Source organism: Zobellella iuensis, assembly GCF_016746085.1.
GTDB lineage: Bacteria > Pseudomonadota > Gammaproteobacteria > Enterobacterales > Aeromonadaceae > Oceanimonas > Oceanimonas iuensis.
Genome location: NZ_JAERTZ010000012.1, coordinates 146080 through 160877, shown reverse-complemented (window position 1 = coordinate 160877; position 14798 = coordinate 146080). Strand labels below are relative to the sequence as shown.

The 14798-nt window shown below is 65.9% G+C and carries 15 protein-coding genes; 12 read left to right on the top strand and 3 right to left on the bottom strand.

Annotated elements, in window-relative coordinates; all coding sequences use genetic code 11:
* Nucleotides 1-122 precede the first annotated feature (122 nt).
* From JKV55_RS04420 to JKV55_RS04410, 3 genes are all read left to right on the top strand, one after another.
* On the top strand, nucleotides 123-1331 hold the full coding sequence (locus JKV55_RS04420) for a CehA/McbA family metallohydrolase domain-containing protein (RefSeq protein ID WP_202082575.1): 1209 nt from the start codon (nucleotides 123-125) through the stop codon (nucleotides 1329-1331).
* A 127-nt stretch (nucleotides 1332-1458) separates the two neighbouring features.
* Nucleotides 1459-2064, top strand: coding sequence for a hypothetical protein (locus JKV55_RS04415; RefSeq protein ID WP_202082573.1), 606 nt, complete (start codon nucleotides 1459-1461; stop codon nucleotides 2062-2064).
* 59 nt (nucleotides 2065-2123) lie between these two features.
* Nucleotides 2124-3923, top strand: coding sequence for an ABC transporter ATP-binding protein (locus JKV55_RS04410; RefSeq protein ID WP_202082571.1), 1800 nt, complete (start codon nucleotides 2124-2126; stop codon nucleotides 3921-3923).
* Nucleotides 3924-3961: 38 nt separating this feature from the next.
* On the opposite strand, the gene JKV55_RS04405 is transcribed toward JKV55_RS04410, so the two are convergent.
* Together JKV55_RS04405 and JKV55_RS04400 are read right to left on the bottom strand one after the other, a co-directional pair.
* Nucleotides 3962-4870 (bottom strand): ZIP family metal transporter, encoded by a 909-nt coding sequence (locus tag JKV55_RS04405; RefSeq protein WP_202082569.1) that lies wholly within the window; start codon nucleotides 4868-4870, stop codon nucleotides 3962-3964.
* Nucleotides 4867-5475 carry a superoxide dismutase gene (locus tag JKV55_RS04400; RefSeq protein ID WP_202082567.1) on the bottom strand — a complete coding sequence of 203 codons (609 nt, stop codon included), beginning with the start codon at nucleotides 5473-5475 and terminating at the stop codon, nucleotides 4867-4869. The genes JKV55_RS04405 and JKV55_RS04400 overlap by 4 nt, the downstream gene beginning before the upstream one ends.
* A 90-nt stretch (nucleotides 5476-5565) precedes the next feature.
* Between JKV55_RS04400 and JKV55_RS04395 the strand changes: the two genes are divergently transcribed.
* The 9 genes from JKV55_RS04395 (at nucleotide 5566) to JKV55_RS04355 (ending at nucleotide 13318) form a co-directional block, all read left to right on the top strand.
* Nucleotides 5566-6006, top strand: a complete 441-nt coding sequence (locus JKV55_RS04395; RefSeq protein ID WP_202082566.1) for a DUF2753 family protein — start codon at nucleotides 5566-5568, stop codon at nucleotides 6004-6006.
* 29 nt (nucleotides 6007-6035) lie between these two features.
* The gene (locus JKV55_RS04390) at nucleotides 6036-7028 is read left to right on the top strand and encodes a Vgb family protein (protein ID WP_202082565.1); all 993 of its coding nucleotides are present in this window, start codon (nucleotides 6036-6038) and stop codon (nucleotides 7026-7028) included.
* A gap of 165 nt (nucleotides 7029-7193) precedes the next feature.
* Nucleotides 7194-8186, top strand: coding sequence for a Vgb family protein (locus JKV55_RS04385; protein ID WP_202082564.1), 993 nt, complete (start codon nucleotides 7194-7196; stop codon nucleotides 8184-8186).
* Nucleotides 8187-8411: 225 nt separating this feature from the next.
* Nucleotides 8412-9836: a GH1 family beta-glucosidase gene (locus JKV55_RS04380; RefSeq protein ID WP_202082563.1), complete on the top strand. Its 1425-nt coding sequence runs from the start codon at nucleotides 8412-8414 to the stop codon at nucleotides 9834-9836.
* Between the two features lie 43 nt (nucleotides 9837-9879).
* Nucleotides 9880-10890 carry a LacI family DNA-binding transcriptional regulator gene (locus JKV55_RS04375; RefSeq protein WP_202082562.1) on the top strand — a complete coding sequence of 337 codons (1011 nt, stop codon included), beginning with the start codon at nucleotides 9880-9882 and terminating at the stop codon, nucleotides 10888-10890.
* A 21-nt stretch (nucleotides 10891-10911) separates the two neighbouring features.
* Nucleotides 10912-11574: a hexitol phosphatase HxpB gene (gene hxpB / locus JKV55_RS04370; protein ID WP_202082561.1), complete on the top strand. Its 663-nt coding sequence runs from the start codon at nucleotides 10912-10914 to the stop codon at nucleotides 11572-11574.
* Nucleotides 11575-11774: 200 nt separating this feature from the next.
* Nucleotides 11775-12239 carry a bacterioferritin gene (gene bfr, locus JKV55_RS04365; protein WP_202082560.1) on the top strand — a complete coding sequence of 155 codons (465 nt, stop codon included), beginning with the start codon at nucleotides 11775-11777 and terminating at the stop codon, nucleotides 12237-12239.
* A 12-nt stretch (nucleotides 12240-12251) separates the two neighbouring features.
* Nucleotides 12252-12722, top strand: a complete 471-nt coding sequence (gene bfr, locus JKV55_RS04360; protein ID WP_202082559.1) for a bacterioferritin — start codon at nucleotides 12252-12254, stop codon at nucleotides 12720-12722.
* A 152-nt stretch (nucleotides 12723-12874) separates the two neighbouring features.
* Nucleotides 12875-13318 (top strand): RDD family protein, encoded by a 444-nt coding sequence (locus JKV55_RS04355; protein WP_202082558.1) that lies wholly within the window; start codon nucleotides 12875-12877, stop codon nucleotides 13316-13318.
* On the opposite strand, the gene JKV55_RS04350 is transcribed toward JKV55_RS04355, so the two are convergent.
* Nucleotides 13315-14760 (bottom strand): helicase HerA-like domain-containing protein, encoded by a 1446-nt coding sequence (locus JKV55_RS04350; protein ID WP_202082557.1) that lies wholly within the window; start codon nucleotides 14758-14760, stop codon nucleotides 13315-13317. The genes JKV55_RS04355 and JKV55_RS04350 overlap by 4 nt on opposite strands.
* Nucleotides 14761-14798 lie beyond the last annotated feature (38 nt).

Below are 14798 nucleotides of genomic sequence, written 5' to 3'. Positions count from 1 at the left end.
GTCGTGGCCGGGGCCACCGGGTTCCGGTCGGCACGGTTGCCGTTAGCGGAAGCGCTTGAGTTCTGGCTAAGAGCTGTCAGAATTCTTGCCCGTCGTTGTTCCTTAATCAGGGTTTCTTAAAGATGCGCTTTTACAAAACCGGTCTGTCGCTGCTGGCAGCCATGGTGCTTACCGCCTGTTCTTCCAACACCGCCAAGCAGGGCACGCCGCCCGCCGGTATCGAACTGGTGCGCGGCCCCACCCAAATCGCCGGCGGCAACGCCCGTGGCCCCGAAGACATCACGGTGCGTACGCCCCACTTCACCTTCGCCATTTCTTCGGCCAGCCAGGGCGGCCTGGTGGATCTGGCCCTGGTGGAAAACGGCGTCTTCGGCAAGGATCGTATCGAATCCCTCGACTTCGTGCCCGGTGACGGGGAACTCAGCCTGGAAGCGCTTACCATCACCGAGCACAGCCCGGAGCGGCTGGTGATCGAGCTGAAGCGTCAGTGGAACGGTCATACCCTGCTGAGCCGCTACGAGGTCAGCCGCGACTATCCGGGCATCAAGCTCAGCACCCAGCTGCAGGGCCCGGTCAAGGACACCCTGTTCGCCGGCTATCGCCTGCAGCGCAACGAGCCGGCCCAGGCGGGCCCCAGCTACAACGAGGTGTCGCGCATGGTGCAGAATCACTGGACCGCGGCCCAGCCCCAGAACCATTTGGGCGAGCTGTACGAAACCGACGATCTGCGTCGCTCGCGCCAGCCGGGGCAAGCCGGCGAGTTCAGTGCCTGGCTGAGCGCCGGCTCCCTCGGCAGCCTGCTGTCCGACAAGGAGATGTACACCATCGCCAGTGACCAGGCCAGCCTGGGACTGTTCGAGCTGAACCCAGCGGCCAGCAACTTCGACTCCTACCTGGCGGTGATGCGCCAGCGCTGGGACAGGGGCGAACGGGTTTACCTGAGCGCCAGCCCATTGCTGAAGGACGGCCGCCAGAAGAGTGCCAAGCTCTACGCCTATACTCCCAAGGGACGGCTCAGCGCCGACTTCGCCACCGCCGCCGCCAAGGGCCACAGCTTTCTGAGCTTCGGCCCCGAGATCTACCCGGTGACCACCAATTTCGGCGGTGTGGCCGCCCCCTACAGCGAAACCCAGGTGGAGTTCCGCTCCGAAGTGGGCCTGGCCAAGGCCGAAGTCTGGCTGGACGGCAAGCAGGTGGCCGGCTGGAACATCAATGGTGCCAAGTGGTTCCGTACCGGCGTGCCTGTGCCCCCCAACCGCACCTGGATGCAATGGATAGTGGAAGACAAACAGGGCAACCGCGCCTACTCCAATCCCATCTGGGTCAAGTAGGGCGCCAATACCGTTCAGAAGGGGCCTGCGGGCCCCTTTTCTATGGGTGCGGACAACGAAGTCGGGTTTTCGGGCTATGTTGAAAGGGTGGGGAATAACAGGGGCCGCCGGGCCGGGAGCCGTTAAGATGGAAAGCTTTTATGTCAGCCATACCCTGGCCTGCACCGATGCCGAGGCGGTGGCCGCCGCCCTGCAAGGGCGCAACGCCTTCGTCACCCCGGCTCACAAGGGCTCGGTGGTGGTGCTGGACGAAGAGGCCGAGGCCCAGGAGCCGGAGGTGGTGCTGGCGCTCGGCTGCCGGCTGTCGAGCGAACTGGATGTACCGGTGCTGGTGGCACTCAATCACGACGACGACATCCTGCTGCTGGCCCTGTGCCAACGGGGCTGGGTGGTGGACCAGTACAACTCGGCGCCCGAGCTGTTCGAACCGGACCCGGATGCCGAGCCCATAGGTCCCCAGGGCGGCAACGCCGACCGGCTGGCCGAGGCTTTCGGCAGCCCCCATGCGGGCGAAATCGAACGCATACTGCGCCACCCCTCGGGAGAAACCGGCTATCTGTTCGCCTACGAACGGCACTTCGAATTGGTAAAGGCCCTGGGCATTTCCGAATATGGGGTCAATACCGGCTACAAGTACCTGGCCGCCGGAGAATATCCCGCCGGGCTGGAGGCGGGCCAATTGATCCGGGTCCGGGCCGAAGGCAGTCAATACAATGAGAATGATTCGCTTTAATATGGCTGGCTGATCCGGTAGGCTAGCGCCTTTCTTCGTTTCCTGTTCGGAGCCTGTTCATGTCCAGCTCGTCCAGCTTCCAGGCGCTGTGGCGCCTGTTACGCTATGCCCGGGGCTATCGCCGCCGCATCATCGCCGCCACTTCCTGCTCCATCCTCAACAAACTGTTCGATATCGCGCCCGAGATCCTGATCGGCATCGCCATCGACGTGGTGGTCAACCAGGAGCAGAGTTTCGTGGCCCGGCTCGGCTTCGTCACCCCCAAGGAGCAGATCCTGATGCTGGGGGTGCTCACCTTCGTGATCTGGGCCGGCGAGTCGCTGTTCGAGTACCTCTACCAGATCCTGTGGCGCAACCTGGCCCAGCGGCTGCAGTCGGATCTGCGCCAGGACGCCTACGAACACGTGCAGCGGCTGGATATGGGCTTTTTCGAGTCCAAAAGCTCGGGCCAGCTGGTGTCCATCATGAACGACGACGTCAACCAGCTGGAGCGCTTCCTCGACGGCGGCGCCAACAGCCTGATCCAGGTATTCGTCACCGTGGTGGCGGTGGGTGCCGTGTTCCTGGTGCTGTCGCCGCAAATCGCCCTGCTGGCCTTCACCCCCATCCCCATCATCATCTGGGGCGCCTTCTACTTCCAGCGCAAGGCGGGCCCGGTGTACGCCGAGGTGCGCGAGAGGGTGGGCGATCTGGCCGGACGGCTGTCCAACAACCTGGGCGGCATCGCCACCATCAAGAGCTTCACCGCCGAGGCCCGCGAGGCCGAGCGGCTGCGCCAGAGCAGCGAGGCCTATGTGGAGGCCAACCGCAAGGCCATCCGCATCAGTTCGGCCTTTATCCCCATCATCCGCATGGCGATACTGGTGGGCTTTCTGGCCACCTTTATCCTCGGCGGCCTCAAGACCCTGGACGGCTCGCTCAACGTGGGTGCCTACGGGGTGCTGGTGTTCCTCACCCAGCGGCTGTTGTGGCCGCTCACCGGCCTGGCCCAGGTGATCGACCTGTTCGAGCGGGCCATGGCCAGTACCCGCCGCATCCTGGATCTGCTGGGCACCCCGGTGCGGGTACAGGACGGCGGCGAGCCGCTGGCCGCGGCGGTCAAGGGGGAAGTGCGTTTCGAGGGCCTGGGCTTTCATTACCCCTCGAGCCGGGTGGGGGTGAACGACATCGAGCTGACCGTGCCCGCCGGCACCACCCTGGCGCTGGTGGGGGCCACCGGCTCCGGCAAGTCTACCCTGATCAAATTGCTGCTGCGCTTCTACCAGCCGGACCGGGGTGCCATCTACCTGGACGGCCAACCGATAGAGCGGCTGGAGATGCAGGCCCTGCGCCGCAATATCGGCCTGGTCAGCCAGGAGGTGTTCCTGTTCGAGGGCAGCATCCGCGACAACATCGCCTACGGCCGGCCCGAGGCGAGCGAGGAAGAAGTGATCGCCGCCGCCCGGGTGGCGGAGGCCTGGGAATTTATCGAGCGGTTGCCGCAAGGGCTGGATACCCCGGTGGGCGAGCGGGGCGTGCGGCTGTCCGGCGGCCAGCGCCAGCGGCTGTCCCTGGCCCGGGCCCTGCTCAAGGAGCCGCCGGTGCTGATCCTGGACGAGGCCACCAGCGCGGTGGACAACGAGACCGAGGCCGCCATCCAGCGTTCCTTGCGCAAAATCGCCCATGGCCGCACCGTGATCATGATAGCCCACCGGCTGTCCACCATAGTCCATGCCGACAACATAGTGGTGATAGACCAGGGCCGTATCGCCGAGCAGGGCCGCCACGCCGAACTGCTGGCCAGGGACGGCCTCTACGCCGCCCAGTGGCGGGTTCAGACCGGCGAGATGGAGGAGGCGCCGGCAGCGGTGTTTGCCTGAGCTCTGCCATGGCGGCGGCCGGTCAAGCCGCCGCCGGCTCACCCCAGGGCGGTGTCCAGCAGCATCATCAGCACAAAACCGAGCATCAGGCCGTTGGTGGCCCACAGCTCGTGGCCCTGACGGTGGGACTCGGGGATCAGCTCGTGGCTGATCACGAACAGCATGGCGCCCGCCGACAGTGCCAGCCCCCAGGGCAGCAGCAGGGGGGAGCCGACCAGCACAGAGGCGCCCAGCATGGCCATCACCGGCTCCACCAGCCCGGACAGCATGCCCACCGCCAGCGCGAATCGGCGCCGGTAGCCGAGCGCCAGCAGCGCCATGGCCACCACGAAACCTTCGGGGATATCCTGGATGGCGATACCGGTGGCCAGGGCGCTGGCCGCCACCCCGTCGCCCCCGGCGAAGGCGGCGCCGATGGCCAGCCCTTCGGGAATGTTGTGCAGCGCTATCGCCAGCACGAACAGCCAGCCGCGTTTGAGCCGTTCCGAGCCGACCCCGTCCGAGCCCTTGATAAAGTGCTCGTGGGGCACGCAGCGCTCCAGTACCAGCATGACGGCACCGCCCAGCAGCACCGCCAGGGCCACGGTACCGGCGGCATGCCAGTTGCCGGCGCCCTGGCTTTCCAGCACGTCCAGCGCCGGGACTATCAGCGAGAAGATGCTGGCGGCCAGCATGACGCCGGCGCCGAAGCCGAGTACGCCGTCGAGCAGGCGACCGGCCAGGCGGCGGGAAAACAGCGCGGGCAGGGTGCCCGCCGCGGTGGCGCCGGCGGCGATCAGCCCGGCGAAGAAGGCCTGGCGTACCAGGGGTTGCTGGTGCATCACTTCCACCCAGTGCAGTACCACCAGCCCGGCGCCGGCCAGCACCAGGGCGATACCAAGCCAAGTGCGCGGCCGCCATCCGCCGCCCAGCGGCGCGCTCCGGGGCCTGACGGCGGGGGCGTTCATGGCAGCGTCTCGTAGCGGCGGCCGACCTCGGCCCAGTTCACCACCCGGAAGAAGGCGGCGATATAGTCGGGCCGCTTGTTCTGGTACTTCAGGTAATAGGCGTGCTCCCACACATCCAGCCCCAGTATGGGGGTGAGCCCGTCCATCAGCGGGCTGTCCTGGTTGGCGCTGCTGGTCACCGCCAGCCGGCCGTCCGCGTCCGCCACCAGCCAGGCCCAGCCGCTGCCGAAACGGCTTACCGCCGCCTGTATGAACTGTTGCTTGAACGCCTCGACGCCGCCGAAGTCGCAGAGCAGGGCCTCGGCCAGTCGGCCGGCCGGCTCGCCGCCGCCGTCGGGGGACATCACCCGCCAGAACAGGGAGTGGTTGGCGTGGCCGCCCCCGTGGTTGCGTACCGCCGGCTGCAGGGCCGACGGCAGGGCGGTGATCTCGCCCAACAGCCGTTCCAGCGGCCAGTCGGCATAGGGGGTACCCTCGACGGCGGCATTCAGGCCATTGACATAGGTCTGGTGGTGGCGACCGTGGTGGATTTCCATGGTCATGGCATCCAGGTGGGGCTCGAGGGCGTCGTAGGGATAGGGCAGGGCGGGAAGTTGGAACGTCATGGATATCTCCTTTTAAATGTAAATCATTTTTATTTGCATTTAATGAAAAGGCAAGTCATATTTCTCGCATCGACATAGATGACGGGGAAGATGATGGACGTGCTGGAACAGTGGAAAAGCTGGATCATCCAGGCCAATCGGGCTTTTGCCTACGATCAGTTCGAACTGGCCTGCAACTGTTACCAGCAGGCGCTGACGCTGCTGGCCGAGCACTGGCCAGAGGCCGGGCGGCATGGGCCCACGGCCGGCGAGCTCGATAGCGAGTCCTTGATCGTCTGCCTGTCGATCAGCGTGCAGAACCTGGCCGAGACCTATGCCCGGCAGGGGCGTCGGCGCCGCTGCCGGGGGCTGCTGAAGCGCACCCTGCGCCAGTTTTCACAATGGCAGCAGCGACAGCCGTTGCCGATGGAGGTGGATGCGGCGCTGCTGCGGGAGCGCAGCCGGCTGTGGCGGGAGCTGTGCCGGCTGGAACAGATACCGGCCTCGCCGGGCCATTACTCGATTGAGTGCCACACCGCGAGGCTACACTAAAAGGGTGTAACCCAACCGGAGACGGGCGGATGAAACTTCTTTTCCTGTTATTGGGCCTGCTGCTGGCCTTGGGGCCACGGGCGGAGGCGGCGGCGCCCGAGCCCGCCGCCGTCCGTGAGTGGCCGGTGCCCTGGGCCGGCACCCGGCCGCGGGATCCCTATGTGGATCCGGCCGGGCGGGTCTGGTTCTGCGGCCAGGCGGGCAACTACCTGGCGGTATTCGACCCCGCCACCGAACAGTTCCGGCGCATCGAGCTGGAGCAAGGCACCCATCCCCACAACCTGGTGGTGGACCAGGCGGGGCTGGTCTGGTATGCGGGCAACCGCAACGCCCGCATCGGCCGGCTGGATCCGCAGAGCGGGGAGATCACCATCTTCCCCATGCCCGATCCTGAGGTGCGCGATCCCCACACCCTGGAGCCGGATGGCCGGGGCGGGATCTGGTTTACCGCCCAGGGCAGCAACAGGGTGGGCCGGCTGGACATGGCCAGCGGCGACATTGCGCTGGTGAGGGTGCCGACCCCCAATGCCCGCCCCTACGGCATCAAGCTGGACGGCCAGGGCCGGCCCTGGGTGGCCCTGTTCGGCACCAACAAGCTGGCCTGGATCGAGCCGCAGACGCTGGCACTGACCGAAGTGATCCTGCCCCGGGAGCAGGCCCGGGTGCGCCGGCTGGAAATCGCCGCCAACGGCGATGTCTGGTACCTGGACTTCGCCGGCGGCATGATCGGCCGTTACCGGCCCGCGCAGGGCGGGTTCGACGAATGGCCCATTCCCACCGCGGGACGGGCCCAGCCCTACGGCTCCGGCATGGACCAACGCGGACGGCTCTGGCTGGTGGACGTGGGTTCCCGTCCGGTGCGGCTGCTGGGCTTCGATACCGCCGAGGAGCGCTTCCTGCCGGCGGTACCCATCCCCAGCGAGGGCGGTGCGGTACGCCACATGTACTACCATGCCGAGAGCGACAGCCTCTGGTTCGGCACCGATGCCAATACCCTGGGCCAGGCCCGGCTGGCGCCCTAGCACCCCTAGTCGTCATCGACAAGCCGGGCCTGCTCCAGGCCCGGTTTTTTCTGCCCGCTGAAGCCGGTGGCCTGGATCCTCGTCCTCCCAGTTTTTGGGCTCCTTATGGAACTCTTGCCGACAGGGCTACACTAAGAAGGCGTTTTCCGTGGGAGAGAGGTGCACATGAAGATCCTGTATCCATTGCTGGGATTGTGGCTGGTGCTGGCCGTCGAGGCGCAGGAAGTCCCCGTATCGTCACCCCATATCCAGGAATGGCAGGTACCCTGGGCCGGAACCCGCCCCCGGGATCCTTTCGTGGCGCCGGATGGACGGGTCTGGTTCAGCGGCCAGCTCGGCAATTACCTGGCGGTGTTCGCGCCCGATACCGACACCTTCGAGCGGGTCGAGCTGGAATCGGGCACCTACCCCAATGGCGTGGCGGTGGATGACGCGGGCATGGTCTGGTATGCCGGCAACCGCAATGCCCGCCTCGGCCGGCTGGATCCCGCGAGCGGGGAGATAGTCACCTTTCCCATCCGTAACCCGGCCGTGCGCGATCCCCACACCCTGGCGCTGGGCGGAGGGGGCAAGCTCTGGTTTACCGCACCCGAAAGCAACCGGGTAGGCCGGCTGGACAGGGGCAACGGCGACCTGGAGCTGATACGGGTGCCCACCTCCAACGCCCGGCCCTACGATATCAAGCTGGACGGCCAGGGGCGGCCCTGGGTGGCCCTGTTCGGCACCAACAAACTGGCCTGGATCGACCCCGATACCCTGGCGCTGACCGAGGTGGCCCTGCCCCGGCCCCGGGCCAGGCCGCGGCGGCTGGAAGTGGCCGGCAACGGCGATGTCTGGTACCTGGATTTCGCCAACGGCATCGTCGGCCGTTATCGGCCGTCGTCGGGGAGCTTCGACGAGTGGCCAATCCCTGGCGAAGGACGGGCCCGGCCCTACGGCTCGGCACTGGACGGCGAGGGCAGGCTCTGGCTGGCGGATCAGGGGGGCAGGGCGATGCGGTTGCTGAGTTTCGATACCCAAGGCGAGCGTTTCCTGCATGATCTGGCGTTGCCCAGCCCCAGTGGCGCCGTGCGCCACCTGCATTACCACGCGGCCAGCGACAGCCTCTGGTTCGCCACCGACGCCAATACCCTGGGCCAGATCCGGCTGTCGCCCTAGCGCACGGATAAGTTTAAAACGCATCAGCGCGATGCTTCTTGGCGCCCGGGTGGCCGCCTGCGCTCCAGCTCTGGCGCCCGTTTTGTTATCCTGCGCCCAACTTCCCCAGCAAAATGAAACCGGTTTCTGTAACCGGTTTCATTTTGCTGTTAGTATGGTCCCGACATCGGCCGGTTGCGACAACGGAGCCGGCCGGCCCGGACCATTCCAAGCGAGGAACCCAGCATGACGGCATTTCCCAAGCAATTCCTGTGGGGCGCGGCCAGCGCCGCCTACCAGGTGGAGGGCGCCCACGACGCCGACGGCAAGGGGCCGTCCATCTGGGATGTCTACGCCCACCTGCCCGGCACCACCCATGAAGGCACCAATGGCGACCTGGCGGCGGATCACTATCACCGCTTCAAGGAAGACGTGGCGCTGATGGCGGAGCAGGGACTGACCAGCTATCGCTTCTCCATCGCCTGGACCCGGCTGCTCCCGCAGGGGCGGGGCGCCGTCAACCCGGCGGGCGTGGCCTTCTACCATGCCTTGATCGACGAGCTGCTCCGCCACGGCATCAAGCCGATGATCACCCTCTACCACTGGGATCTGCCCCAGGCACTGCAGGATCTCGGCGGCTGGGAGTCCCGAGAGACGGTGGACGCCTTCGCCGACTACGCCGAGCTGTGCTACCGGGAGTTCGGTGCCAAGGCCGAGCTGTGGGCCACCTTCAACGAGACCGTGGTCTTTATCGGCATGGGCTATATCACCGGCGCCCACCCGCCCGGGGTGCGCGACCCGGCCCGGGCGCTGCAGGCCTGTCACCATGTGTTCCTGGCCCACGCCCGGGCGGTGCAGCGTTTCCGTGAGCTGAAATGCGAAGGGCGGGTGCGTGCCGATGCGGTCATCGGTTTCGTCAACGTACTGCAGCCCCATGCCCCGGCGAGCGACAGGCCCGAAGACATCGCCGCCCGGGAGCTGGCCGACGGCTGCTTCACCCATTGGTTTTACGATCCCGTGCTCAGGGGCGAGTATCCCGCCGCGCTGCTGCACTGGGCCCAGGAGGCGCTCGGCGCACCGCTGTTCGCTCCGGGCGACGCCGAGCTGCTCAAGGCCAATATCTGCGACTTTATCGGGGTCAACTACTACAAGCGGGAACTGGTGGCCGCCAACCCGGACGTGGACAACACCCGCATCAATACCAGCGGCGAAAAGGGGTCGGGCCGGGAGTTCGGCTTCCGGGGGCTGTTCAAGTTCGTGCGCAACCCAAGCGGCGAATACACCGACTGGGACTGGGAAATCTACCCCAAGGGCCTGACCGAGGGCATACTGCAACTGAAAGCACGCTACGGTAACCTGCCGGTCTACATCACCGAAAACGGCCTGGGCGCCAAGGATCCCATCATCGACGGCGAAGTGGTGGACGACGCCCGCATCGACTACCTGGCCCGCCACCTGAAGGCGGCGGCGGAGGCCATCGCCGCCGGCGCCGACGTGCGCGGCTACTACCCCTGGTCCTTCACCGATCTGCTGAGCTGGCTCAACGGCTACCAGAAGCAATACGGTTTCGTCTACATCGACCGGGACCACCACCTGGCCCGGCAGCGCAAGAAGAGCTTCTTCTGGTACCAGGAGGTGATAAGATCCCACGGCAGCCTCATTAAGACCTGACGCCCTGGTGCCGGTTTCCCCTTACCCTTTTCCGATAACAGCAATGGCCACCATAACCGATGTATGCAAACTGGCCGGGGTTTCCAAGGCCACGGTCTCAAGGGTGCTGAACGGCACCGCCCAGGTGAAGGAGTCCACCCGCCGCGCGGTGTTCGACGCCATCGACCAGCTCGGCTACCGGCCCAACAGCCTGGCCCGGGCCCTGGCCCATAACAGCGCCAACAGCCTGGGGCTGGTGGTGTCCGACTTCGAGGGCGCCTACTTCGGCACCCTGCTCAAGCAGGCGGCCCTGAGCGCCGAGCAGCACGGCAAGCAGCTGATCGTGACCGACGGCCACGACGACCCGGAGCGTGAACGGGACGCGGTGCACCTGCTGGCCGACCGGCGTTGCGACGCCATAGTGCTGTACAGCCGCTTTATGTCCGAGGCGCAGCTCGCCGAGCTCAAGGCCGGGCTCGCCATTCCGCTGGTGCTGATCAACCGGGAACTGCCACCGGCACTGGGGCCCAGCGTCTGCTTCGAGCAGGCCGGCGCCGCCCGGCTGATGATGGACCACCTGGTAGGCCTGGGTCACCGCCGCATCGCCTGCATCACCACCCCCATCCGGGCCCCCACCGGCCAGGCCCGGCTCGAGGGCTACCGGGCCGCGCTTGGGGCCCACGGCATCGCCGTTGATCCGCGCCTGATCGAGCACGGCGACAGCCACCTGGAAGGCGGTTACCTGGCCTGCCGGCGCCTGCTCGAGCGGGGGGCCAAGTTCAGCGCCCTGTTCGCCTTCAACGACGACATGGCGGTGGGGGCGCTGCGGGCGCTGCACGAGGCCGGCATCCGGGTGCCGCAGCAGCTGTCGGTGGCCGGTTTCGACAACGAGCCCATGTCGGCCTACAGCCAGCCGCCGCTCACCACGGTGGAGCTGCCGATCCAGGCCATGACCCGGCACGCCATGCAATTGGCGCTGGAGCTGGCCGAAGGCCGCCCGGCACCGGCGCCGGTGCGCTTCCGCGGGCGGCTGATCCTGCGGGGATCGGTGACGGCGCCGAACACCAGTGATTAAACCAGCAACGAGGAGCACAGCATGATTGAAGCGGTTATTTTCGATATGGACGGGGTCATCGTCGACTCCGAGCCCCTGTGGCTGCAGGCCAAGCAGGAAGCGGGGGCCCGTTTCGGCTTTACCGTCACCGAGGAAGACGGCGCCCAGACCGTGGGCCTGCGCATCGACGAGATCAGCCAGCGCTGGGTGCGCACCAAGGGGCTGGATCCGGCCTGTGCCGATGCCCTGACCGAGGCCATGATCGAGCAGGTGATCGCCCAGGTGCGGCAGCTGGACGAACCCATGGCCGGGGTGCGCGACACCCTGGGTCGGCTGGCTCGCTCCCCGCTCAAGGTCGGGCTGGCCTCTTCCTCGCCGCTGCGGCTGATCGACGCCGTACTCGAGCGCTTCGGGCTGGCCGGCCACTTCCAGGTGCGGGTCTCCGCCGAACACCTGCCGCTGGGCAAGCCCCATCCCCAGGTCTACCTGGAAGCGGCCGCTGCCCTGGCTGTGCTGCCCCAGCACTGCCTGGCCATCGAGGATTCGGTCAATGGCGTCATCGCCGCCAAGGCCGCCCAGATGACGGCGCTGTGCGTGCCCGAGCCGGCCCTGTACCGGGATCAACGCTTCGGCATCGCCGATCTCAAGCTGGCCTCCCTGGCCGATTTCGACTGCCCCCAGCTGCGTCGCCTGCTGGGGCTGTGAGGGCGGAAGCCGGGCAGCCGGTGTCCTGCCCTGGGCCGTTCGGCGCCAGGACTGGCGCCGGATGAACCGCGTTAAAAATAACATCTGTTCTTATTACCACTACGTTACCCAAATAAAATCAGTGACTTAGGTGTTATTTAAATTTGAAAAGGGGAGCGGGCACGTCTATCATTGCCGACGGAATCCAAGGGGAGAAGAGCATGAAAGGCGATCAGAAAGTCATCGAGTACCTGAATCAGGTACTGAGCATAGAACTCACCTCCATCAATCAGTATTTCCTGCATGCCCGCATGTTCAAGAACTGGGGCCTGCACGAGCTGGACGAGCGCGAGTACAAAAAATCCATCAAGGACATGAAACAGGCCGACAAGCTGATCGAGCGCATCCTGTTCCTCGAGGGCCTGCCCAACCTGCAGCACCTGAACCGCCTGTATATCGGTGAGAGCACCGAAGAGATGCTGCGCTGCGATCTGCGGCAGGTGGAGGAGCAACTAGTGGTGCTGAAGGAAGCCATCGCCTACTGCGAGTCGGTGCAGGACTATGTGTCCCGGGAACTGTTCACCGAGATCGAGGAGTACGAAGAAGGCCACCTGGACTGGATCGATACCCAGCTCGGCCTTATCGCCAAGGTCGGCATCGAAAACTACCAACAGTCGCAAATGTAAGGGGAACCCCGGATGAAAGGTAACAGCAAGATTATCGCGGCGCTGAACGAGCTGCTGGCCGGCGAGCTGAGCGCCATGGATCAGTATTTTATCCATTCCCGCATGTACGACGACTGGGGCCTGAAGAAGCTGTTCGAACGTATCGACCACGAATTCGAGGACGAGAAGGGCCACGCCGCCAAGCTGATCGAGCGCATCCTGTTCCTGGAAGGCACCCCCGACATGGTGACCCGGGCGCCGCTCAATATCGGCAAGGACGTGCCCGCCATGCTCCAGAGCGATCTCAACCTGGAATACAAGGTGATCGAGGATCTGCGCAAGGTCATGGCCCTGTGCGAGCAGGAGCGGGACTACCAGAGCCGCGACATGCTGCTGCAACTGCTGGAAGACACCGAGCACGACCACACCCACTGGCTGGAGCAGCAACTGGGCCTTATCGACAGGATTGGCCTGCCCAACTACCTGCAATCCCAGATGGGCTGAGCCGGCCCTTCATTACCCACGGCCCGGCAGGGCCGTGGGTTCCCCGTTCTGGCAAATCCCATCCCTGCGACTACTTTTGGTGCACCCGTCTGCTATTATGGGCGGTTGATGTTCACCCGGGCGCAAGGCCCGTCCATCCGCGGGGATATGGCATGAATCGATCGATATTTTCACTGAACCAGGCCCGTTACGGCGGCTTCTGGCGGCGCCTGTTCGCCTATCTGATCGATGTGCTGCTGATGGCCCTGCCCATCGGGCTGCTGCTGTCCTGGCTGCTCGACCCCTCCCTGGCCGATCCGGGCGAGGTCGATTTTCAGCGGGCCGAGTCGCTCTACGGCCTGGTGTTCTGGTGGCTCTATTTCGCCCTGTTGCAGTCTTCACCCTGGCAGGCCACCCTCGGCAAGAAACTGCTCGGCATGAAGGTGACCGATGCCCAGGGCCGACGGCTGTCCTTTGTTCGGGCCTCGGTGCGCTATCTCGCCTCCCTGCTGTCCGGTGCCCTGCTGATGCTGGGTTTCCTGATGATTCCCTTCAATCGCAAAAAACGTGGCCTGCATGACTTTATCGCCGGTACCCAGGTGATCCGCAACCGCTAACGGCCGCCCAGCAAGGAGCCGAGCAGGCCCCGGGCGATGCGCCGGCCCAACTGGCTGCCGATGCTGCGCAGGGTGCTCTTGGCCACGCTTTCCAGCAGCGAATCCCGATTGCCGGCGCGGCTCTTGCCCGTGGGCTCGGGTTTTTCCGCCGGCTGCTGCGCCAGGCGGCGTTCCAGCATCTCGAAGGCTGAATCCCGATCCAGCACCTGGTCGTAGCGCCCGGCCAGGGGCGACTGCGTGAGCCGGGCCTGGCGCTCTTCCGCCGTCAGGGGCCCGATACGGGACTCGGGCGGGCATATCAGGGTGATCTCCACCGGGGTGGGGGCGCCTCTTTCATCCAGCACCGACACCAGTGCCTCGCCCACCCCCAGGGTGGTGATGGCGGCCTGGGTATCGAAGGCCGGATTGGCCCTGAAGGTGCGCGCGGCGGCCCTGACCGCCTGCTCGTCCCGCGGGGTGAAGGCGCGCAGGGCGTGCTGGATCCGGTTGCCGAGCTGGCCCAGCACGGTGTCGGGGATGTCCAGCGGACTCTGGGTGATGAAATAGACCCCCACCCCCTTGGAGCGGATCAAGCGCACCAGCTGCTCTATTTTTTCCAGCAGCGGCCTGGGAGCCGCGTTGAACAGCAGATGGGCCTCGTCGAAGAAGAACACCAGTACCGGCTGGGGCGGATCGCCCAGCTCCGGCAGCGTCTCGAACAGCTCGCCGAGCAGCCAGAGCAGGAAGCTGGCATAGAGCCGGGGGCTCTGCATCAGCCGGGTGGCGTCGAGGATGCTGACCACCCCCTGGCCGGAAAAATCCCTTTGCATCAGATCCCGCAGGTTGAGTGAGGGCTCGCCGAAGAAGTGGCCGGTGCCGTCCTGCTCCAATACCAGCAGCCGGCGCTGGATGGCTCCCAGGCTGCTGGCGGGCAGGTTGCCGTAGCGCCCGCCCAGGGCCTTGGCGTTGTCCGCCACCCAGCCGAGCAGGGCGCGCAAGTCCTTGAGATCGAGCAGCAGCAGGCCCTCGTCGTCGGCGATGCGGAAACAGGCGTAGAGCAGGCCGCTCTGGGTGTCGTTGAGCTCCAGTATATGGGCCAGCAGCAGGGGGCCCAGCTCGGAGATGGTGGCCCGCACCGGATGGCCGCGGGTGGCGAACATGTCCCAGAACAGGGTGGGGCAGGGCCGGGGCTGGTAGTCCTCCACCCCCAGCCGGGCCAGCCGCTCGGCAATCTTGCCGCCGGGGTCGGCGGGAGCGGCCAGGCCGGACAAGTCGCCCTTGACGTCGGCCAGGAACACCGGGGTGCCGGCGCGGGAGAAGCTTTCCGCCAGCCGCTGCAGGGTAACGGTCTTGCCGGTGCCGGTGGCGCCGGTGACAAGCCCATGGCGGTTGGCCATGGGGAGCAACAGCGGCACCTTGTTTCGCGCGGGGCTGCTGCCAAGGTAAAGAGAGGTCGGGTTCATGGGACGGCTCCGGTTGCAGATGGAAACAAACAAAGCGT

Excerpts from the sequence above, each read along its gene's own strand:
- JKV55_RS04420 (WP_202082575.1), top strand. The coding sequence starts at position 123 with ATGCGCTTTTACAAAACCGGTCTGTCGCTGCTGGCAGCCATGGTGCTT.
- JKV55_RS04415 (WP_202082573.1), top strand. The coding sequence starts at position 1,459 with ATGGAAAGCTTTTATGTCAGCCATACCCTGGCCTGCACCGATGCCGAG.
- JKV55_RS04410 (WP_202082571.1), top strand. The coding sequence starts at position 2,124 with ATGTCCAGCTCGTCCAGCTTCCAGGCGCTGTGGCGCCTGTTACGCTAT.
- JKV55_RS04405 (WP_202082569.1), bottom strand. The coding sequence starts at position 4,870 with ATGAACGCCCCCGCCGTCAGGCCCCGGAGCGCGCCGCTGGGCGGCGGA.
- JKV55_RS04400 (WP_202082567.1), bottom strand. The coding sequence starts at position 5,475 with ATGACGTTCCAACTTCCCGCCCTGCCCTATCCCTACGACGCCCTCGAG.
- JKV55_RS04395 (WP_202082566.1), top strand. The coding sequence starts at position 5,566 with ATGATGGACGTGCTGGAACAGTGGAAAAGCTGGATCATCCAGGCCAAT.
- JKV55_RS04390 (WP_202082565.1), top strand. The coding sequence starts at position 6,036 with ATGAAACTTCTTTTCCTGTTATTGGGCCTGCTGCTGGCCTTGGGGCCA.
- JKV55_RS04385 (WP_202082564.1), top strand. The coding sequence starts at position 7,194 with ATGAAGATCCTGTATCCATTGCTGGGATTGTGGCTGGTGCTGGCCGTC.
- JKV55_RS04380 (WP_202082563.1), top strand. The coding sequence starts at position 8,412 with ATGACGGCATTTCCCAAGCAATTCCTGTGGGGCGCGGCCAGCGCCGCC.
- JKV55_RS04375 (WP_202082562.1), top strand. The coding sequence starts at position 9,880 with ATGGCCACCATAACCGATGTATGCAAACTGGCCGGGGTTTCCAAGGCC.
- hxpB (WP_202082561.1), top strand. The coding sequence starts at position 10,912 with ATGATTGAAGCGGTTATTTTCGATATGGACGGGGTCATCGTCGACTCC.
- bfr (WP_202082560.1), top strand. The coding sequence starts at position 11,775 with ATGAAAGGCGATCAGAAAGTCATCGAGTACCTGAATCAGGTACTGAGC.
- bfr (WP_202082559.1), top strand. The coding sequence starts at position 12,252 with ATGAAAGGTAACAGCAAGATTATCGCGGCGCTGAACGAGCTGCTGGCC.
- JKV55_RS04355 (WP_202082558.1), top strand. The coding sequence starts at position 12,875 with ATGAATCGATCGATATTTTCACTGAACCAGGCCCGTTACGGCGGCTTC.
- JKV55_RS04350 (WP_202082557.1), bottom strand. The coding sequence starts at position 14,760 with ATGAACCCGACCTCTCTTTACCTTGGCAGCAGCCCCGCGCGAAACAAG.